The 21265-nt window shown below is 62.9% G+C and carries 15 protein-coding genes and 1 pseudogene; 11 read left to right on the top strand and 5 right to left on the bottom strand.

Features of this window, described 5'->3' with window-relative positions; genetic code table 11:
- The first annotated feature begins 328 nt into the window (after nt 1-328).
- From ACZ47F_RS02550 to ACZ47F_RS02530, 5 genes are all read left to right on the top strand, one after another.
- A complete protein-coding gene (locus ACZ47F_RS02550) occupies nt 329-1243 on the top strand; it encodes a hypothetical protein (RefSeq protein ID WP_464925741.1) in 915 nt (304 codons plus the stop codon).
- A 212-nt stretch (nt 1244-1455) separates the two neighbouring features.
- Entirely contained in the window at nt 1456-3219 is a 1764-nt protein-coding gene (locus ACZ47F_RS02545) for a hypothetical protein (RefSeq protein ID WP_464925740.1), read from the top strand.
- Between the two features lie 108 nt (nt 3220-3327).
- Nucleotides 3328-4110 (top strand): ABC transporter permease, encoded by a 783-nt coding sequence (locus ACZ47F_RS02540; RefSeq protein ID WP_464925739.1) that lies wholly within the window; start codon nt 3328-3330, stop codon nt 4108-4110.
- 70 nt (nt 4111-4180) lie between these two features.
- A complete protein-coding gene (locus ACZ47F_RS02535; RefSeq protein WP_464925738.1) occupies nt 4181-5413 on the top strand; it encodes an ABC transporter ATP-binding protein in 1233 nt (410 codons plus the stop codon).
- A gap of 105 nt (nt 5414-5518) precedes the next feature.
- Nucleotides 5519-6943, top strand: a complete 1425-nt coding sequence (locus ACZ47F_RS02530; protein WP_464925737.1) for a GNAT family N-acetyltransferase — start codon at nt 5519-5521, stop codon at nt 6941-6943.
- 67 nt (nt 6944-7010) lie between these two features.
- On the opposite strand, the gene ACZ47F_RS02525 is transcribed toward ACZ47F_RS02530, so the two are convergent.
- Entirely contained in the window at nt 7011-7787 is a 777-nt protein-coding gene (locus tag ACZ47F_RS02525; protein WP_464925736.1) for an RNA-guided endonuclease InsQ/TnpB family protein, read from the bottom strand.
- Nucleotides 7788-7836: 49 nt separating this feature from the next.
- Nucleotides 7837-8184: pseudogene (locus ACZ47F_RS02520) on the bottom strand (ISL3 family transposase); the annotation flags it as partial.
- A gap of 196 nt (nt 8185-8380) precedes the next feature.
- Between ACZ47F_RS02520 and ACZ47F_RS02515 the strand changes: the two are divergent.
- The 5 genes from ACZ47F_RS02515 to ACZ47F_RS02495 are packed head-to-tail and all read left to right on the top strand — an operon-like array spanning nt 8381 to nt 14464.
- Nucleotides 8381-10306, top strand: coding sequence for a PIG-L family deacetylase (locus ACZ47F_RS02515; RefSeq protein ID WP_464925735.1), 1926 nt, complete (start codon nt 8381-8383; stop codon nt 10304-10306).
- 34 nt (nt 10307-10340) lie between these two features.
- A complete protein-coding gene (locus ACZ47F_RS02510; protein WP_464925734.1) occupies nt 10341-11225 on the top strand; it encodes a glycosyltransferase in 885 nt (294 codons plus the stop codon).
- A 1-nt stretch (nt 11226) separates the two neighbouring features.
- On the top strand, nt 11227-12888 hold the full coding sequence (locus ACZ47F_RS02505) for a glycosyltransferase family 4 protein (RefSeq protein ID WP_464925733.1): 1662 nt from the start codon (nt 11227-11229) through the stop codon (nt 12886-12888).
- A complete protein-coding gene (locus tag ACZ47F_RS02500) occupies nt 12873-13343 on the top strand; it encodes a glycosyltransferase (RefSeq protein WP_464925732.1) in 471 nt (156 codons plus the stop codon). Before ACZ47F_RS02505 ends, ACZ47F_RS02500 begins: the two co-directional genes overlap by 16 nt.
- Nucleotides 13344-13348: 5 nt before the next feature.
- Nucleotides 13349-14464, top strand: a complete 1116-nt coding sequence (locus ACZ47F_RS02495) for a glycosyltransferase family 4 protein (protein WP_464925731.1) — start codon at nt 13349-13351, stop codon at nt 14462-14464.
- Nucleotides 14465-14849: 385 nt separating this feature from the next.
- On the opposite strand, the gene ACZ47F_RS02490 is transcribed toward ACZ47F_RS02495, so the two are convergent.
- The 3 genes from ACZ47F_RS02490 to ACZ47F_RS02480 all read right to left on the bottom strand — a co-directional run bounded on the left by ACZ47F_RS02490 (nt 14850) and on the right by ACZ47F_RS02480 (nt 19138).
- A complete protein-coding gene (locus ACZ47F_RS02490) occupies nt 14850-14981 on the bottom strand; it encodes a hypothetical protein (protein WP_464925730.1) in 132 nt (43 codons plus the stop codon).
- 263 nt (nt 14982-15244) lie between these two features.
- The gene (locus tag ACZ47F_RS02485) at nt 15245-17134 is read right to left on the bottom strand and encodes a spherulation-specific family 4 protein (protein WP_464925729.1); all 1890 of its coding nucleotides are present in this window, start codon (nt 17132-17134) and stop codon (nt 15245-15247) included.
- Nucleotides 17135-17551: 417 nt separating this feature from the next.
- Nucleotides 17552-19138: a DEAD/DEAH box helicase gene (locus ACZ47F_RS02480; protein WP_464925728.1), complete on the bottom strand. Its 1587-nt coding sequence runs from the start codon at nt 19136-19138 to the stop codon at nt 17552-17554.
- Between the two features lie 270 nt (nt 19139-19408).
- On the opposite strand from ACZ47F_RS02480, the gene ettA reads away from it, so the two are divergent.
- On the top strand, nt 19409-21073 hold the full coding sequence (gene ettA / locus ACZ47F_RS02475; RefSeq protein WP_464925727.1) for an energy-dependent translational throttle protein EttA: 1665 nt from the start codon (nt 19409-19411) through the stop codon (nt 21071-21073).
- Nucleotides 21074-21265 lie beyond the last annotated feature (192 nt).

The following is a 21265-nucleotide window of genomic DNA, read 5'->3' as shown; positions in this document are numbered from 1 at the left end:
GGCTATACTTTTTCCTGTTACAGAAGCCCGAGCCGAAGCAGGGCGGATGCAACAGTTTGGCACAATACTTGCTTGGGTGGAATGTCACCATCAGCAAGAGAGGGCATGAGGGGGTAGGCAGTGGCATTGCGGTTCGCTGTCAATGCCGCGAAGGAGGGCAAGGCGTCAAGGCTTTTGAGTCATCCTTCCAACAACCGCACGCACAAATGCTCAAACTCTTGACGATCTGACTTCTTCACATGCTAGTATTGGTTTCAGCGCAGTGATCGCAACAACTTCGTCATCACCGCTATCTGTGTTTTCAACCCGTTCTGAAAGGAAGTTCTCAATGAACAAACAAATGAAGAAAAGCCTGATGGCTGTCGCTGTGGGCGCTGCACTGGCTGCCGGCATCACCGCTGCCAACGCCGAGTCGCTGCTGTTCCCCTACTGGAGCACCCAAAACGGCACGACCAGCATTCTGTCGCTGAGCGCTGGTACACTTGCTCCCGGCGCCAAAATCCACTATGTGTGGAACTACGGAAGTTCTTGCACCCACTACGACAACTACGGCGCGCTGACCTCCAACGACCTGATCCAGCAGTTCGTGTCCGCTCCGGCTGGCACCCCCCCGCTGTTCGGTGACAAATCCACCCCGGCCTACTTCCCGCCAATCTCTGGCGGTTCATACGGCTTCCTGGTCGTTAGCGATATTGTGGGCACTGCTGGTACCGCTGCTGGTAACTTGGGTACCCTGCGTGGCCAGATGGTCATCGCATCGGCATCCGCCGGCATTGTGACCTCCTATTCCGGCATCCCGCAAACCGCTGCGGGCAATGAGGGCAATTTCTCTGGTCTGAACGCCACCCAGTATCGCCTGAGCTGGTATCCCTCGTCTGTGGTCAACCCCACGGCCTGGTATGCCGTCGTGACTGGCGACATGTCCGGCGCAATCGCAGCGGGCAGCAACTGGGGCGGTACGGCGACCTACACCAACGGTGGCCAAGTGTACGGCCGCGATGAAGACGCCTACTCCGGCGCTGTGACCGGCACCGTCACGTGCGCGGGATCGCTGACTCCGAGTTCTTTCATGAACGCGGCGCAAATGGCGTCCGTGACGAACGGCGGACTGGTCAACGTCACGTTCACCCCGGCTGCTCCCGCGACAGGCGTGATTCTGACCAAGCTGGAAACCACGACCGCCCTGGGGGGCACCAATACCTTCATTACCCCCGAGAAGGCGACTGTCGGTCAAGGCTGGTAATCCAGGCTTGTTTTGGGGTTCTTCCCGAAATGGCGCTTCGGCGCCATTTTTTGTTTTCCGCTTTTCGCCGCCGCGAGCCGCTGTTGTTGACGGCCTGCGGCGGACCAAGGGAATTTTTTGCCTGCAGGCGCCTCGTACCGCCTGCGCGACCTTTTGGTCCTCCCTCCCGGCGCGTGTCGCGCCGGCCGTTTTTTCCTTTCCGTCTTGACCCTATGCGCCTGATCCGTCAAACGCTCCACCTGGCTGCCATCGGCCTGCTGATCGCAGGCCTGTCTGCTTGCTCCACATCGAACCCTTACGCAAGCAGTGGCCCTGCGCTGCAAATCGACAGCATCTATCAGGGCGACCTCTCCGCCAAGCCCGCGCTCGCTGACCTTGACGGCAAGCTCGCCATGCTGTTCGCAACGCCGCAGAACCGGGTTGCCTTCCGCTTGGGCGACAAGACGACCCTGCTCGACGCCAATCTCAAGGTCAAGGGCGGCAAATTCTTCCAACTCCACCAGCAAGGCGATACCGTGTTTGCGCTGTGGTGGAGTCACGAGAATGCCAAGGCGCTGTATTGCGCGATCTCGACCGACGGCGGCAAGACCTTCGCGCCGGCGCAAATCGTCAACAGCGACCATGGCGTGTTGCCGCCGTTCACCCTGCTCACCCACAAGGACGGCGTTGTCGGTGTGGTGTACATGGACGAGCGCACGCCCAGATACGAGATCTATTTCAACCGCAGCACCGACGGTGGGAAGACCTGGGACAAGCAGGATCAGCGGCTCGACACGGCGCCGCAGCCGCCGGAACAAAGCAGTGCGATGTTCCCCGACATGGTGCAGAGCGGCGACAACTGGGTCGTCGTGTGGACCGACACGGCCAAGGTCGACGGTCAGGTGAGCGGCCGCATTCTGGCGCGTGTGTCGAGTGACGGCGGCAAGCAGTGGGCGCCCGAAAAGGTGATCTATCAGGGGCCGAGCATGCTGTCCTCGCTCCACGCACATGCCATCGGCAATGACGTCGTTGTGACCTTCCAGGACACCCTCAAGGGCGTGGTGGCGCTCAAGTCGGCTGACCACGGCCAGACCTGGACGACTCTCGGTGCGGCTCCGGGCACTCAGGCAACCAATAACAGTGGGATCCGCCTGGCTGGTCAAGGGCAGACGGCCTACGTCGTGTGGATGGCGCAGAAGGACGCCAAGAGTAAAGCCAAGATATATGCCAGCGCGATCGACCTCGCCACCGGGAAATGGGCGACACCGCAGCAGATCGATATTGGCAAGCCCGAAGGCGTGACGCTGTCGCTGGAACCTGACGTGACGGTGACCGGTTCCGGCGCTGCTGTCATCACCTGGACGGACTTCCGTAACATCCGCCCGAACATCTACTTGAGCGCCTCGTTCGATCACGGCAAGAGCTGGACTGCGCCGCAGGACGTCGAGCAACCGGGCGAATACTCCAGCTTGTTCTCCGACCTGACGCCGCGCAAGAACTCGGTGCTGCTGACCTACGAGCGCTTCACTGCCGACGACCACAAGACGCGTCAGGCGCTGGTGCGCGACATCAAGCTGGACGAGAAGACCGGCTTTTCCGGATTACCCGAGCCGAAAGTCAAGAGCGCGGCCGACAAGGAGGCCATGCTCAAGGATCGCGTGAATACGTTCTGGAAGCTGCGCACCGACGGCGATTTCGCCAAGACCTACGCCTATTTCGACCCCGCGTTCAGAAACGCCACGCCAGAAAAGGAATTCAACAAGTACCAAGGCAACTTCATCTACCACTCGGCCAAGACGGAGAAGATCGACATCCAGGGCAACGTCGCCGAGGTGACCGTGAAGGTCAACTACGAGGTCAAGCCAACGTTCATCGCGGGCCAAGAGGTGAAGATCCCGCCAACCACCGCTGACATCAAGACGCCGTGGGTGTGGATTTACGATAATTGGTACCAGGTCTATCAGCCACCAATGGGCGACCCTTACCTGCAATATTGACCCGCTCGGGCAGCCGCCGGTCCGTCTCGCCACGGTCGGCGGTTTTCGTCGTCTTCCCAGACACGCGAGCGCAAGGCTCTCGCACCCGCATTTCATGATGGTGCCATCGTGGCTTTGAATCTCGGCAATCTGCTGCGAGCGCCGCTGCGGCACCGCGAACTACTGTTCTTGCTGGTGCGCCGTGACATTGCCGCGCGCACTTCGGGCACGGTGCTCGGTGGCCTGTGGATGCTGGTGCAGCCGGCACTGCAGGTTGCCGCCTTGTGGTTCCTGCTCGACATCGTGCTGAAAGTGCGCTTCCCGGGCATGGAGGGTGGCTTCGTCGGCTACTACCTCACCGGGATGCTGCCCTGGCTGATGATGAGTGAAATCATCCAGCGCAGCCTCGGCGTCATGCCCGAGTACGCGGCGCTGTATCAGCGCGCGGTGTTTCCCTTGTACCTGCTGCCGCTGATTCCGGCGATCGTCAGCGGAGCGATCTATACCGCGATTTTCGTTCTTGTTGCCGGCGCTGTCGCTGGCTGGACGGGCGCGCTCGGCGCCGCCGTGTTCATGACAGGTCTGTTGCTGTGGCTCTTGCCGTTTTGCTATTTGCTGGCAGTCATCGGGTTGTTTATTCGCGATTTACAGCAGCTGGCGCCCTTTATTCTGACGATGTTGATGTATGTCACGCCGATTCTCTATCTGCCTTCGGCCTTTCCTGAAAGTTTGAAGTGGTGGCTTCAGGTCAATCCATTCGCGCACTTGATGGTGCTGGCCCATGCCTTGGTGCAGGGGCAAGGCTGGACATGGCCGAGCCTTGCTATACCCGCCGCGATTTGGATGTTGGTTTTGCTCCCTTCTCTGGCGCTGTTCCGCCGTTCACAACCGCATATGCGGGAGGCGCTATGAGCCTGCCGCGCGTCCGCCCGAAGACGGACGAAACTCCTCGCGGAGGGGGCGCGCGCAGCGGGGCGGCAAAATGACGGTCATCGTTGAACTCGATCACGCCGGCAAGACCTACGCCCTCTATCGTCACGGCGTGGACCGGCTGCTCGAAGCGGCGCTCGGGCGCAAGCGCCATACCGAGTTCGTCGCGCTGCAGCCGCTGACGCTGCGCATTTCCGAAGGGGAGGTGGTGGGGCTCATCGGCATGAATGGTGCCGGCAAGAGCACCTTGCTCAAGCTGCTCGCGGGGACGCTGACTCCGAGCACCGGACGGGTCGCCGTGCGTGGGCGGATCGCCGCGCTGCTCGAGCTCGGCACCGGGTTTCATCCGGAAATGACCGGGCGCGACAACGTCTACCTCGCCGCGGCGGTCATGGGAATACCCAAGGCGCGGATGGATGCGCTGTACGCTCAGATCGTCGACTTTTCCGGGCTGCACGACTTCATGGATCAGCCGGTGAAGACGTATTCGTCGGGGATGTTCGTGCGCCTGGCCTTCGCTGTGGCCACCAGTGTCGATCCGGACGTGCTGATCGTCGACGAGGCGCTTTCTGTTGGGGACGGTGCATTCGCCCGCAAGTCCTTTGACCGCATCATGGGGTTCAAGAAAGCGGGCAAGACCATCCTGTTCTGTTCGCACTCGCTCTACCAGGTCGAGGCGATCTGCACACGCGTGCTCTGGATCCACCAGGGGCGGGTGATGATGGACGGCGACCCAGGGCAAGTGACTGCGGCATACAACGCTTTTCTCGGCAGCGAGTCGGCCAAGGACGACATCCAGCATCTCGCCGCCGGAGTCGCGCAGGCCGGCGACGTGCCCCTGGGCGCGATGAAGGGGCATGCCCGGCTGGTCAAAGTGCGAGTGAGCGCGGGTGCGGAACCAGCCACGGTGCTCGACCTGGTGTGCGGCGAGTCCGACCTGCATGTCGATGTCGACTTCGCGTCCGATCCCGCGCTTCCGACGCCGACGCTGGGCGTGGCCATCGTCGGTGCCGACGGGCGCTTCGTCTGCAGCGCCGGCACACTCAACGACGGACTCGTGTTGCAGCGCCAGGCCGACGGCTCAGGTGGGGCGCGACTGACGTTTCCGCATTTGCCCTTGCTCAAAGGGAGCTATTGGGTGCATGTGTTCCTGCTGTGCGAACAGGCGGTGCATGTTTACGACCAGGCCAGCGCGGTCGCCGAGTTGCGGGTTTCGCAACGTGACCTGCAACAGGGCGTGGTCAGTCTGCCGCATAACTGGGATTTCGTCGGACCGGCCGGCTGATTCCGATGCCCAGGCTCTGAGACAGGGCACAATGGCCGCTTTCCTATCCCCTTACCCTGGCGCTTGGTGAGCAGGCGCTGATTTCGAACCTACGTCGCCCCCAACATGTCGTCGGTGACTTTTGCGGCTCCTCTTTCCGATGCGGAGTCAGGTGCGCTTGTCGCGCCGGATGACCTCTATTTGCCCCCGCCTCCCGCGCGCATCGTCGTCTGGAGCCCGGGCGGCAGGGAGGCGGAGCGGTCGTTGCGCGCCCGGGGTCGCGCCGCGCGCATCGCGGCGACCGAAGTCCTCACCGACCGCTGGCCGATCTCTCGCCTCGCGCTGTCGACCACGGACATTACCGAGACCGTCGACGCCTTTTGGCTCACCGGTGTGACTCCGGCAGCCAACACACTGGCATGCTTGCAGCGGGCGCGGGACAGGCTCGCGCTGGGGGGCATCGTGCTGGTGACCTTCAGTGTCGAGCCGCAGCCGCCACGGCTGCCGCGCTGGCGCGAGTTCTGGGTTTCGATCGGGCTGCGGCTGGGTTTCGCCGTCCGTGACCAAGGGCCTGCGCACCTGGTCCTGAAACTGGATGGCGCACAACCGCGCTGGCGGCTGGCGTTGGCGAGCGAGCGCGACTGGCCGCAGATCGGCACGTTATTCGAGACGATCTATCGGCAGCCGTTCAATCTCGATTTGTGGGCGTGGAAATACGGCGAGGGGCGCGGCCATGCTGTGCTTGCCTTCAAGGGCGACGAACTCGTGGCACATTACGGCGGAATGTATCGCGACATCCTGCTGGCTGGCGAGCGCGAATGGGCGATGCAGGTCGGCGACGTCATGGTGCATCCGGCGCAGCGCGCGGTCTGGACGCGCCAGGGCGCGTTCTTCCTGACTTGCTCGACCTGGGCGGAAATGTATGGTCCGCTCGATTTCGGCTTCCCGTCAGGCCGCAGTATGCGGCTTGCCGAAAAGCTCGGCATCTACGTGCAGGCCGGGAAGGTTCTCGAATCCCGCTGGACGCCTGCGGAATCGACACGTCCGCGCGCCGGCACGCGGCTGCAGGCTGTTGACGCTGACGCGGTTGCGATTGGGCAGGAGATCGACGCGCTCTGGTCGGCCATGGCCGCGGATCTCGGTAAGGCTGCGGTCTGCGTGCGCGACTGGCAATGGCTGCAGCGGCGCTATCTGCGACATCCGAGTTTCCAGTACGAGGTCGTGGCCGTGCGCGCCCGCTGGTCCGGGCGGTTGCTGGGCGTACTCGCGATGCGGCTGCATCCCGAGGAATGCGAGCTGCTCGACCTGATCGGCAGGCTCGCCGACATCCCGACGCTGATCGACCAGGCCAGGCGCATCTGCGCCCTGCGCGGCCGCCGCTCGCTCTATCTCTGGATCGGCGACGCGCACGCCGGGCATTTCCAGGTGCACGGCGCAGTTCAGCGGGAGATCGATCTCGACATTCCGACAGACGGATGGACCGGCTCTCCGCGGGCACAGGAACTCGTGGATCGCTGGTGGCTGACGGCTGGGGACAGCGACTATCGTTGAGGGTGAAGACGCGCGACTGGCTGCCTGTGAAAAGCGTAAATCACCCGCGACTTTTCAGTCGCAGGCTTTATTGTGAAGCGCAGACATGGTTGCCCCTATCCACACCCCCAACATCAGGCGCATTGACGACCGCCCTCGGCAGCGGGGCACCGCTGCCGATGCGGGCAAGGTTTCGACTGGCGTTGCAGTCGGCGTGCGCCCGCAGACCACACTTGTCACACACGAAACGATGCTTGAGCCGCTTGCCCAGGCCGCCGCAGCACGCGCACGTCTGGCTCGTGTAGGCCGGGTTGGCGTACTCGACCACGATGCCCGCCGCCTTGGAACGGTCGCGCCGATCGCGCAGATGCCCGCCGCCGAAGACCTTGCCCGTGCTCACGGCGGCGAGGTTGTTTTCTCCGACATCCACGCCCATGACCGGGCCGGATGCCAGCGGCTTCACGTCGCCGGATTCGACGACGAGGTTGAAAAACCACTTGCCCTGCCGCAAGACCAGTTCCGCTTCCTTTGGCTTTCCGGATTCGAGGATGCGGCGCTGATGCGCGCCCAGGCGCAGGGGAATGGTCATGCGCCCCTGAGCCGTGTAGAGCGAGACGCCGTCGCCCCTGAGTGTGTAGGTGCGTTGGTCGAAATGCACGCTGGCGCGGTCGAAACGGATCGCGGGAGGCGGCTGATCTTTGCGGATGCGCCCCAGCGCCTTTTGTGCCTTGTCGGCTTTGCACACCGAGAAGATCGCATTGCAGCCCATCTGGCTGCCCAGCGGCGTGGCCGCTCGCAGCGCGTTGTACGCCAGGTTGTGCAAGGCCACCCGATTCCAGACCCGGTGCGCGACGACGAAAGGCACCAGACGGTTGCAGGCATCTGCGTCAGCAGAACGCAGCGCCGTCAACGTGCATTTGGGGCGCCAACATCAGCACCAGAGCCTCGAACAGCAGCGTGAAGCCCGAGAGCTTGCCGGCAAACGGCGGCTTGACCAGGTGCACCGTGCCGTCGGGCAGCCTCACGCGCGGTGTACGCACTTGGAGCACGCACTCGTGCTGAAAGAAGTTCAGGTGCCGGTAGGTCTTGGTGATCGTGTCGTGGACCGGATGCTCGCCGCTGGCGCCCTCGACCGCGAACCGGGTCCCCGCCGTGAAGTCGACGCCGACCGTCAAGACCTTGCTGGCCTCGTGGAAACGAACGCCGGCGACGAACCAAGGGGGCGCGATGCCCAGTGCCGCTTCGAACAACCTGTCATGCATACCAATCGCTCCTGCTCGTCATGGCCGATGCGTCAGCATGCCGCATCGGCCATGACGGCCAGCGTACGGGCTGGCAGCCGGCGTCAAGGGTTCGCTTCGCCGGGCTACGCCCGCCATTGACCCCGTCCGCCAGCCAAAACACCACCGAATCCATCCACACGGAATTCAAGAGGGGCGTTTTAGAATTGGCTGTTTTATGGAACATCAACTCGTCCCTTTTGAATGCCTTAGCCTGCCTCGGGATGCGGTTGTCCTCGTTCTCGCGCCGCATCCGGACGACGAGGTTTTCGGCTGTGGTGGGACGATCGCGCTGCACACGGCCCACGGGGGCGAGGCACATGTCGTCTTGTTGACTGCCGGAGGTGCCGGCGGTGATCAGGTCTCCAGGTTGGCGGAGAGTGCGGCAGCAGCGGAAATCCTGGGTCTCCCACCGCCGGTGTGCTGGCATCTCGATGATCGCGAAGTGCGATACGGCGAACGTCTCGTCGAGCAGATCGTTGAGGCGGTTTCGTATTTCGGGGCGACCGTGTTGCTCGCACCTTCGCTCTGGGAGGTCCATCCCGACCATCGGGCGGCGGCTCTCGCGACGATCGAGGCCTTGCGCCGCCACGGCGCGTGCGACCTGATGGCATACGAGGTGGGCGCGCCGCTGCGGCCCAATCGCCTGGTCGACATTACCCCCGTCCTCGATGCCAAGCGGCGCGCCGTCGCATGCTTTGCTTCGCAACTCGGGCGGCAGCGCTACGACCTGCAGATGGAGGGACTCAACCGCTACCGCACCTATACGCTGCCTCCCCATGTGCAGGCGGCGGAGGCATTCGAGTACATCCCGGCCGGGAGGATCAATGACGCCGCGCTGGAGTTTTTCCATTCCGAATACCGGCGTCAACGCGACGCCGGCTTGATTCTGACGCCGGCGGAGATGCCGCTGGTCAGCGTCGCTGTGCGCTGCGCGGACGGCGCGTCGCGATTGTCCGACACGCTCGACTCCATCGCGGTACAGACCTGGGGGCGGATCGAGGTCGTGGTGGTTGCCGTGGGTTCCGCCGAGGCGTCGCAGCCGCCTCTTCCGCCTTGGTGCGGACGATTTCCGATGCGCCCCGTCGACCTGGGCGCGGCAACGACGGCACGGTCGCAACCCATCGCGGGTGACCTGGTGCTCTTCCTCGACGCGGGCGACGTGATTCCTGCGAACGCCGTGGACGAGGCCGTCCGGACGCTGACGAAATCGCCCTCGTCCGCCACGGCTGTGTTGCTGTGCCGCAGCCAGCAAGACGACGGGCCGCCTGACGAGGCAGCGGCTGATCCGCTGCGGCAATGGCGCCACGAATTGCGCCTGCTTCTCAATCCAAACCATGCGCCACTCGCCTTGTTCCGCCGGGGTTTGCTGGACGCGGCGCTGACGGCCCGCGCTCTGCGCGGGTCGCGGTCGTCGGACAGGGCGGTATGGCTGGAACTGTTTGCCAGGGGGGCGTTGAGTTTGGCCGAGGTGCGTTGGATTCCTGTTTCGCGTGGCGATTCGGCGTCGCCGGCGCGGCAAGCAGAACTATCCGGAGCGGCCCTTGCGGCGTTTGTCTCAGCAATGACGGATCCCTTGTCACGCGGCGTGATCGAGGTGATTTACGATGGACTCTGCGTCCCATGGATGTTTGCGGTTCTCGATGCCAACCACATCGACGGGCGCACCTTGCTGGAGCGCATCCGGGTCGCTGCACAGCAGGCCGCGCAGCGCAATGCCGTGGTCGACCTGCTCGATCGCCATCGAATTCCCGGACTGGACGTCGAAGAGCGTGTCCGGGTCGCTGCACAGCAGGCCGCGCAGCGCAATGCCGTGGTCGACCTGCTCGATCGCCATCGAATTCCCGGACTGGACGTCGAAGAGCGTGTCCGGCGCGCGGCCCAGGCTTACCAGGAAATGGTCTTGGCACAGCGCCTGCTCGCCGATCAGCCCAATCTGGCGGGACATCGCTGGGAAGACCGATTGCGCCAGGCCTGCGACGCCTCCGCGCAGCTTCCCGAGCTGCTGCGCGAATTGGCTGCGATGCGGCAATCGCGGTCTTGGACGTTAACAGCGCCACTGCGCTACCTGGGTGCACTCCTGCGACGTGCCCGGGCACGGTGAACGGCGGCGTCTCTCCCACAGCGAACTGCGCATCATGACAAACCCCTCTGCCCAGCGCTCTGCCGTGACCATCCTTCGATACGGTGACGGCAAGGCGAGCATCGACGTCTCGATCGTGATCACCTTTCACCGCGAAGGCCTACTCGCCAAATGGATGCTCGATGGCTTCCGGCGGGTGCGGGCGCATGCCGAGAATGCTGGCCTCCGGACGCAGTTGGTGCTAGTCCTCGACAACCCCGACGACGACACGCTCGGGCTCGTCTGCAACCATTCCATCCTCGTCCACAACGATTGGGTGCTGAAAACGCAAACCGGCGATCCCGGGACCAACCGGAACATCGGGGTTGCCTACGCTGGCGGCGAATACATCGGCGTAGCGGACGGCGACGACTATTACAGCGAACGCTGGGTCACCGCTGGCCATGCGCTGGCAAGCCGGTACGGCGCATCCGTCGTGGTCCATCCCGAATATGTCGTTTCGTTCGAATCCCAGCACGTCCTGGCGCGGCTGGTCGACCAGCGCGACGGCACCTACCCGCTGGCAAGCTGCCTGCTGGTTCATCCTTGGGTTTGTGCCGCCATCGCCCATTCGGCGATTTTCAAGACCACGCCCTATCTTCCGACCAATGTCCGAGAAACCGGATTTGGCTTCGAGGATTGGCATTGGAATCTGGAGGTGCTGGCCAAAGGCGTCTGGCATGTGCTGGCGCAAGACACCGCGCTGTACTACCGGCGCAAGAAAACCTCGGTGCTCACGTCCGAGTCGGCGCAACGCGCCGTCATCCGGCCGACGGCGTTCTTCGACCGGCCGGAATGCTGGAACGGTGGATTTTCTCTGATCGACGAACTGAAGACTTACGCAAAGATCGATCCGGCGACCGAGGCAAAATCGCCGCGGATGCCTGTCGCCGAAAGCTGATATGCAGTACCGATTGCAGAAAATTGCCCTGCGGGCAACGGAATGGCTTGCACCGAACCTGCGGGCGCGATGGCTCACGACCTTCTACGAGTTTCACCGTTTCGTGGTGCGCGGCCAGCTCGAACAGTGGCTGGTGGATCGCGCCCGCTCGCCGAAGGCGTTGCATTTCCCGCTGCGGCTGCTGCCCATGGCGGTTCGCTACCGGATCTACGGCGCGTTCTACGTGTTGAGGCTGCATCGCGGAAAGCACGTTCTGCCGGGGGTGTGGAAATTCCTCGAGGTCGATGCGGCATCGACGTGCGGACAAGTCGGACTCGGGGCGGATGACTTCCCGGCGTGGCTGCGCGCCGATCTCGGTCATCTTGCCGAAATTGAGGCCGCGCTGTTCCCGAAAGGCGACTTCTACGCGAAGTTTCACCACTGGTCTGCCCATGTCGCCCCGGAGCTCGGCACGCTGTACGCCGAACTGCTGGCGCAGGCCGGAGAACGGCGCTGGGATGTCGTCGTCGTGGCGCCGTGGCTGCGCGAGGGCGGGGCGGATAAGGGCATCCTGCAGTACCTGGGCTACTACTCGCGTCGCTTCGCGTCGGTGCTGCTGATCACGACCTATCCGACGGCCTCGTCGTGGATCGACGCCGTCCCGCCGAAGGTGCGGGTTCTCGAGATCGGCCACCGCGTGCAGCGGCTGCAGCAAGACGATCAGGTGCTGCTGCTGACGCGGCTGTTCCTTCAGTGGCGCCCGACGCTGATCCACAACGTCCAGTCCGAACTCTGCTGGCGGACCTACCGCGTGCATGGCAAGGCGCTGCGATCGGTGTCGATCAGGCTGGCTGCGAGCCTGTTTTGCGAGGAGCGCACCACTGCTGGCGAGCGCCTTGGCTACGCCGTCGATTTCGTGCCGCACTGCCGGAGTTTGCTCAACGCCATCGTGACCGACAACAGGCCAATGGCCGCCCACCTTGAACACCAGTACGGCATTGCTCCGGGCGCACTGTTCCCGATTCACTTCTATGTTCCCGCAAGCGTGGCCAATGCGGCGCGCAGCGGCGCGAGGAACGGCGAACGTGTGCGCATCCTCTGGGCGGGGCGGGTCTGCGAGCAGAAACTGCCCGAGATCGTCTTAGCGGTGGCGCGGCGGTTGCCGGAAATCGAGTTCCACATGTACGGCCAGGTCGATGCCAAGGTGGCCAGTATCGAAAGGGCGCTGCGGCAGGAGCCGAACGTGAAGATGCACGGGACGTTCCGGAACTTCCACGAATTGGCACAGCGCGAACGCTTCGACGCCTTTCTCTACACGACGTTGTTCGACGGCATGCCAAACGTACTGCTCGAGGCGGCGGCCGAGGGGCTTCCGATCATCGCTCCGCCATCGGTCGGCGGCCTGTCCGATTTTGCCGACGATTCGACGGTGCTTTGCGTTGCCGACAACCGCTCGGTCGACGCCTACGTCGCCGCGATCGGTCGCTTTCTCGCCGATCGCGGCGCAGCACGGCAACTTGCGGAAAACGCCCGCGCTCGCCTTGCCACGGAATTCTCCGAGCAGGGATTCGAACGAGGCATGGATGCGCTGGTTGTCGCGCTGCAAATGGAGAATGGGAGATTGGCGCCGCAAGCCCCGGCTGCGCTGGTGCCGGCCGAGCTGGCGGAGTGGACGTCGTGCTGATCGTGCCTTGGGTGCGCGCCGGCGGTGCCGACAAGGGCATCCTGCAATTCGCCAACTACTCCCGCAGCCGCGGTCGCCAAGAGGCGGTCGTGACTACCCTCCCGCATGATTCGCCCTGGGCCGACCGGCTACCGGAGGGCGTCTGCCTGGTCGAGCTGGGGCGCACGGCCGAATACGCCGGGCGGGATGCCATCCCGATCGTGGCGCCGGCCTCGGTCGGCGGTCTGGCCGATTTCGTCGATGCGCAGACTGCGTTCCTCGTCGCCGACGCCCGCGACGGCGCGGAATTCGTGGCGCGCGTTGAGCAGGCGTTATCCGATCCGCAGCAGCGGCGGCTGCGCGCCGCAGCGGCGTTCGAACGCGTGACGGCGCAGTTCGGCCGCGCCGTGTTCCTGCAGCGAATGGATGCGCTGTTCGGTGCCTCTGGCGTCGAATCGGGCACGGCGGCGCATTGACATCCATGCGCATCGCATTCGTCGTCAATCGGGATCGATTCTTCCTGTCGCACTTCCTCGAGCGGGCGTTAAGCGTGCGTGCCGCCGGGCACGATGTCGTCGTGCTGGCGCCCGACACCGGCGCGGGCAGGGCGATCGAAGCCGCCGGGCTGCAGTACGTCCCGGTGGCGATGAATCGCCACGGCACCAGTCTGCTGCAGCTCTGGGCCGAAGTCCGATCGATGCGCGCGCTGTACCGGCGGATCCGGCCCGACATCGTGCACCACTTCGGTCTGCGGCCCATCGTCGTCGGGACGCTGGCCGCCCGGTTCAAGGCCGGGCCGAAGATCGTCAATGCGCCGGTCGGGATGGGATTCGCGTTTGCGTCGTCGAGCTGGAAGGCGCGACTGATTCGCTATCCGTTGCTCGCGCTGCTGCGCGTCGTGCAAAATCCGCCCGGCAGCCGCGTGGTGTTCGAGAATGCCGAGGATCGCGACGAAATGATCCGCCTTGGCGCGGCTCGCGCCGCGGATGCGGTGGTGATCCGCGGCGCTGGCGTGGACGTCCACAAGTTCGTGCCCAGACTGGAGCCGGTCGGTACGCCGGTCGTCCTATTCGCGGCTCGGCTGATCTGGGAAAAGGGCGTTGGCGTCTTCGTCGATGCCGCCAGACAGGTGAGGGCAAAAGGCGTGCAGGCGCGTTTTCTCATCGTCGGAGAAATCGACCACTGCAGTTCGACCGCAGTGTCCTTGGAGCAGATGAATCGCTGGGTTTCCGAAGGCGTCGTCGAATGGTGGGGTTATCGTGACGACATGCCCCAGGTGCTGGCGCTGTGCACGATTTTCTGCCTGCCAACTTGGTACCGCGAGGGTATGCCCAAGGTGATCCTCGAGGCCATGGCCTGCGGGCGCGCGGTGATCACGACCGACACCGTCGGTTGTCGAGAAGCTGTGCAACATGGCGTGAGCGGACTGCTCGTGCCGCCCAAAGACGCAACGGCGTTGGCTGAAGCCATCGTCGCGTTGCTACGCGACGAAACACTGCGCCACTGCCTAGCCGAAAACGGGCGGCGCAGGGCGGTCGAGGACTTTTCGTCGGAAAAGGTCATTCGCGAAACGCTGGCGCTGTATCGGAGCGTGTAAGGGCACACCGCGCCGATCGCTTACAAGGCGCATCCACCTCGCGGGCGCTTGAGGCATGAGAATGCCAGGCGTCGAAACGACATGAACCGTTGCGTGCTTTTTCATCTTCATTTCATGTGAAGAAAGCTTCAGACATCTGGATGCCGACACATCTTGGTGTGTGGCTTGGGTGTGCCTGCTTGCGGGTTGTGCGGGGGCATCTCCGCCGGATCGACGCACGGATCGCCGGCGTGGCCTTGTGCCCAGGATGCAGCGCAACGGAGGGTTGGGCCATGAGTCCATGGCCCAACCGGGGGGCCTCCGGCGGCCCCTGCGGGGGGCTAAAAAAAGAGATGATTTCAATACCCAAGCAACCCACTTGACCCTCAGACCCATCCGGTCTGACTCAAGCCAACAGGCCTCCGCGAAACCCGGGGCGGTTCAAAACCCGGTACGGTTCAGCCAGCGGATGGCGCAGGTCGATCATGTGGTCGATGCGCGAGCGGAAGAAATCGTCGGTGGCGGGGCAGGCAAACATCGAAAAACTCCCGGAAAAAGGGCTGTGAAGCCTATTAACAGGCTGTTGAAAAACTACTGCGGTGGGCCATCTGCGGCGTTGCGCGGTGCGCGCTGCCTCGCCTATCTATTTGATAGGTCTCGGTCGATGTGCGCCGTGCGCCTTGCATCTGGCCATCCTCGCGACGTTTTTCAACGGCCTGTTAAATCGGGAGAAATTTTACCCGGAAAATCAAGAAATATATAACAAAATCAAATGGTTACGAATAAATCAGGGGTGACTATTTATGGGATAGCGCACACGGCGTTATGAGTGGCGGCCGATGTCGTGCCGTTGATCCAGGCAAAACCTGCGGCTTTGGTTTGGTAAGGTGGTTGTCCAATCAGCGCAGACCCAGTCGCGCCGTTGGAATACACCAGGCCAAAGGTGGTCGAAGCATCGCCGAAATAATCCGTGTTGCCATTGTTGTGCGACTTGTCATCGAACAAACTCATTGCCATCATGCCAAAAGCACCAGCTTGTTGCAGATTTCCCGCTTGAGCGAGCACGGCCTTGTAGCTTGAGGCACTCAGTGTTTCCCAGTTATCGGGAGCGCCACTAGGGGTATAGGTCGCAATGGTGATGTAAGGAATGAGGATAGGTTTGTGGTAGGTGGAGTTCAGGTATTTTGTCAAATTCACCATCCGCACAGGCATCTGACTCAAGCCCTCCTGAGCAGCATTCACCGTATCCATGCCACCTTGGGCATTGCGCCGAAGGGCTGCGCGCATTTCTTGAAAACCAATAAAGTCGAGGTTCGGTGCGGCAGCCTGCATGGCGGGGTCGAACTGCTGCCAGTAAGGGTCTTGAGTCAGGGTGTAGGTGCCAAAATCACCCACTGCTGTGCCGATACGCAAGCGTAAGTTGGAATTGTTTGTGATGGCACTTTGCCTGATCGTGCTTGCCAGTTTCGCAAGCAAACTCCCAAATTGAGGATTGTCTTGTAGGGTGGGGATATTCCACTCTGGTTGCAGCACCACCATGACCGTCCCTTGTAGGGTCGATAAGGTTTGTCCTAGGCGCTGGGCGTCATGAAGCCAATTGGCTTCGATGCTTTGCACATGCGCCCATGCACTGGTGCCGTATTGAGCGAGATCGCCTGCATAGTAATAAATGATGACTGGCACGATGCCCTGGTTGATCGCGTTCTGAATGTTGAGCAAATGGCTGTTGTCCCAACCTTGTGTCAACCAAACGGCATTCATCTGATTCTCAGGAGAGAAGCCTTGCGCAGCCGCCAAAGTCATCGTGGACACGAGTGTTGTGGGATCAACCATCCAGTTCAGGCGATCTCCCAAGCCAAAGCACATTTTGTTCGTCGATGGGCTGATGGTTTTTGCATTCAGGCTTGCGACTGCATCCACCTCGGCGGCAAAGTCAGAGGGGAGTTTGCGGTAAGGTTCTGGTTGCCAGGGCGCAGTGGTGGCATAAATCCATCCGACATGTCGATGGGCCAAAAAGATCGCTTCGCTGACGTCATTGGCGCTCGCTGTGGCTATTTGGGAAAATTGTCGGCGCGGATATTTGGCAACCCAAGTGGGATCTGATGTGCCGTTGACGGTCGTCGCCGGGTTTTCATTGTTCACAAAGACATCGGCCACATCGTTTTTGATGAATGCCTCATCAAACGCGCCGCCGGGGTTGGCCACAATCAGAGATGAGGCCGATTGCTGACGGATAAATGCCGCGACTTGTTGGTAATAGTTCAAATTCGCCGCAGTTGCCGCTGCGGCCATCTCATCGAGGAAAATGCCGTTGAGATTGGGGTAGAACCGATACCAATTGGAAATATCAGCCTCGACATTGGCCAATGGGCGGGCGCCATAACCTGTGCTGACATAACCAATCACCCGCCCCTTTTTGGCTTGCAACGCGCTGATGGCCTGGGTATACGCAGAATTCACCTGGCTGCCTGGGCCATTACTGGGATTTGCAATCGCGACCAGTGGTACTTTGGCTGCCGCAGCGTTCAGACTTTGCCAATCAGCCGGAGATTGATTGGGATCAAAATAGGCGGGCACCAAGAGCCCGAAATCACTTGATGCTGGCGCTTGTCCGCCTCCGCCACAGCTAGCCAAGCCCAAACTCAAGAGCAAAACAAGCGCATTGAGGGTGAGGAATTGAATGATTTTCATAGAGACCTCGCAAGAGAACCGCTGATCAGCTCGCTGCCTTCTGCGCCGCATCGATCATCCGTTGCGTTCATTTCATGATGCGCAAGATTTTTGCGCAATGGCGGTCGATTTGGTGATTTCTGTGCGGTGTTTCTCGAAGTTGTGGGGTTTTCCCCGTTGTTTTGCGTCTTCAGGGCGCAGGTGTGCCTTGGGGGACCAACAGTTTTCTTTTGGCCAGCGCCAGATTCACCAGACCGAACAGGCTGTAGCAGGCCGTTGAAAAACTACTGCGGTGGGCCATCTGGGGCGTTGCGCGGTGCGCGCTGCCTCGCCTATCTATTTGATATGTCTTGGTCGCTGCGCGCCGTGCGCCTTGCATCTGGCCATCCTCGCGACGTTTTTCAACGGCCTGTTAGGGCGGGGTGGTTGACTTTGGGCTTATCGCCCTTGTCGCCCACTGCCGCGTCGCTGGCTGGTGTTGAAGCCATGATCACCAGCGGCTGCGGTTCTGGAGCTGCCGAGCGTATTTTGTCCCGTCCGCTGCCCCCTCCCCTGACCGCTGCGCATGTGCGGCGGCAGGTCGAGTTCGACCCAGGAGGTGCCTTGCCAGGCGTCGGCGCGTTGTTCTGGGGGGAGTTTGGCGGCGTTGCCGGTGGCGGGTTTTGCGCTGCGGCCGGAGGTGCGCTGCGCGGGGGGCTTGGCGCTGGCCGGGGCGTTGGAGGAGGCGTGGGGACGGCCGCTGTTGGCGCCGTTTCGACTGGTGCTGCGGTGACCAGTGTTGCTCCGGCGCTGGCCTTGACCGCCGCCCACACTGCCACCGCGGCGCTCGCCGCCGTGCAACACGGTGCGGCCCATCACAATGGGTTGTGCCTTGGCGTTCGGGTCGGGCTCGAAGCCGGGGATGATCTGTTGTGTGATCGGGGTGCGCACCAGTTTTTCGATGTCGCGCAGGAAGCCGAGTTCGTCGACGCAGACCAGCGAGATGGCCTGACCGTTGCTGCCGGCGCGGCCGGTGCGGCCGATGCGGTGCACATAGTCTTCGGGGATGTTGGGCAGTTCGTAGTTGACCACGACTGGCAGCTGGTCGATGTCGATGCCGCGTGCGGCGATGTCGGTGGCCACCAGCACCTGCAGCTTGCCGCTCTTGAAGTCGGCCAGCGCGCGCAGGCGGGCAGACTGGGTTTTGTTGCCGTGAAAGCCGGTGGCGACGATGCCGTCCTTGCCGAGCTGTTCGGCCAGGCGGTTGGCGCCGTGTTTGGTGCGGGTGAACACCAGGGTCTGCTGCCAGTTGCGCTCGCGGATCAGGTGCACCAGCAAGTCGCGCTTGCGCTCGCGGTCCACCGGGAAGACGATCTGCTCGACCAGATCGGCGGTGGCGTTTTGCCGCGCCACCGAGACTTGCTGCGGGTTGACCAAGAAGTCGCCGGCCAGGCGCTTGATGTCGTCGGAGAAGGTGGCGGAGAACAGCAGGTTCTGGCGCTGTTTGGGCAGCAGGGCGACGATGCGGCGCATGTCGTGCACGAAGCCCATGTCGAGCATGCGGTCGGCTTCGTCGAGCACCAGCATCTGTACGGCGGACAGGTCGATGTTGCGCTGGCCGTGATGGTCGAGCAGACGGCCGGGTGTGGCGACGACGATGTCGATGCCGCGCGCCAGGGCGTCGATCTGCGGCTGCATGCCGACGCCGCCATACATGACCATGCTGCGCAGCGGCAGGTGCCGACCGTAGGCGGCGAGGTTTTCATGCACCTGCGCGGCGAGTTCGCGGGTGGGCGTGAGGATGAGCGCGCGGGCAATGGCCTTGCCCTTGGCGTTGCGCGCGGGCTGCCCGCCGTTCAGGCGCTGCAGCAGCGGCAGGGTGAAGCCGGCGGTCTTGCCGGTACCAGTCTGCGCGGCGGCCAGCAGGTCGTGGCCGGCCAGCACCACCGGAATGGCCTGTTGCTGGATGGGGGTGGGAACGGTGTAGCCTTGTTCGGCAACGGCACGCACCAGGGGCGGGATCAAGCCCAGATCTTGAAACGACATGTGAGGAACTTTCAGGGGCGGTGTGAGAACCGCCCCAGGACTCTGCCACCGCGCTTGGAGAAGTGCGCCAGTCTGCAACAGATGGAGTGGGCCGAGAGACTCGGCAGGAGTCGGATTGACTGCGGCTGGGAGACTGGACAATGCCGCAAGCGCACATGGTAGTGGAATTCCTGCCGTCATGCGCTGCTGCGGTGTGCTTGCAGCGACAATAGCGCCTTGCCCCACGGGATGTGGGCGTGCTGATTTAACTCCAACAGGTCTGAAATCCAGATGGCTCAATACGTTTTCACCATGAACCGGGTCGGCAAGGTCGTGCCGCCCAAGCGACAGATTCTCAAGGACATTTCGCTGTCGTTTTTTCCCGGCGCGAAGATCGGCGTGCTCGGGCTGAACGGCTCGGGCAAGTCCACGTTGCTGCGCATCATGGCCGGGGTCGACAAGGATTTCGAGGGCGAAGCCACGCCGATGCCAGGCATCAAGATCGGCTATCTGCCGCAAGAGCCGCAGCTCGACCCGGAGCAGACCGTGCGGCAGGCGGTGGAGCAGGGGCTGGGCGGGGTGCTTGCGGCAAAGAAGCGGCTGGAGGAGCTGTATGCCGAGTACGCCAACCCCGAGGCCGATTTCGACAAACTCGCCGAGGAGCAGGCGCAGCTCGAGGCCATCATTGCCGCGGGCGAGGGCGAGAACACCGATCTGCAGATGGAGGTGGCCGCCGACGCGCTGCGCCTGCCGCCGTGGGAGGCGAAGATCGGCCCGCTGTCGGGCGGAGAAAAGCGCCGCGTGGCGCTGTGCCGGCTGTTGCTCTCTAAGCCCGACATGCTGCTGCTCGACGAGCCGACCAACCACCTCGACGCCGAGAGCGTGGAGTGGCTCGAGCAGTATCTGCACCGCTTTCCCGGCACCGTGGTGGCGGTCACGCACGACCGCTATTTTCTGGACAACGCCGCCGAGTGGATACTCGAACTCGACCGCGGCCACGGCATTCCGTTCAAGGGCAACTACAGCAGCTGGCTGGAGCAGAAAGAGGCGCGGCTGGAGCAGGAGGCGCGCAGCGAGGCCTCACACCTCAAGGCGATGAAGCAGGAGCTCGAATGGGTGCGGCAGAACCCCAAGGGCCGGCAGGCCAAGAGCAAGGCGCGCATGGCGCGGTTCGAGGAGCTCTCCAGCATCGAGTACCAGAAGCGCAACGAGACCAACGAGATTTTCATTCCGGTGGCCGAGCGCCTGGGCAATGAAGTCATCGAGTTCAGGCATGTGCGCAAGGCGCATGGCGACCGTCTGTTGATCGATGATCTGAGCTTCAAGCTGCCGCCGGGGGCGATCGTCGGGGTCATCGGCCCGAACGGCGCGGGCAAGTCCACGCTGTTTCGCATGATCGCGGGCAAGGACAAGCCCGATGCCGGCGAGATCGTCATCGGCCCCACGGTCAAGCTGGTGTACGAAGACCAGAGCCGCGAGGCGCTGCCCGACGACAAGACCGTGTGGGAGGCGATTTCCGACGGCCTGGACATTCTCAACGTCGGCAAGTTCCAAGTGCCATCGCGCGCTTATTGCGGACGGTTCAACTTCAAGGGCGCCGATCAGCAAAAGATCGTCGGCAAGCTCTCCGGCGGCGAGCGCGGGCGGCTGCATCTGGCCAAGACCCTGATCGCTGGCGGCAATGTGCTGCTGCTCGACGAGCCAAGCAACGACCTCGACGTGGAGACGCTGCGCGCGCTCGAGGACGCGCTGCTCGAGTTCGCCGGCTGCGTGATGGTGTCCAGTCACGACCGCTGGTTTCTCGACCGCATCGCCACGCACATCCTCGCCGCCGAGGGCGACTCGCAGTGGACCTTCTTCGCCGGCAACTACCAGGAGTACGAGGCAGACAAAAAACGCCGCCTCGGCGAGGAAGGCGCCCGCCCGCACCGCCTGCGCTTCAAGCCGCTGCGCTGAAAACGCCGGGGGCAGGTGCTGCATGACCCGGTGCGCGACAAGCCCCGCCGTTCAGGGCGGGTTTGGCGCGCGCGGGCGCTGAAAGCGTCCTGATAACGCCGTAGATTCATCCAGGCATGCAGCGCCCCCAAGCTTTCAAATTTGAACTCATGCCGACCGGCGAACAGCGGTGGCACAGATGCGCCGCTTCGC

The organism is Thiomonas islandica, assembly GCF_055383445.1.
Note: the sequence above shows the minus strand (reverse complement) of the source record. Positions and strands in the feature narration are given on the sequence as shown.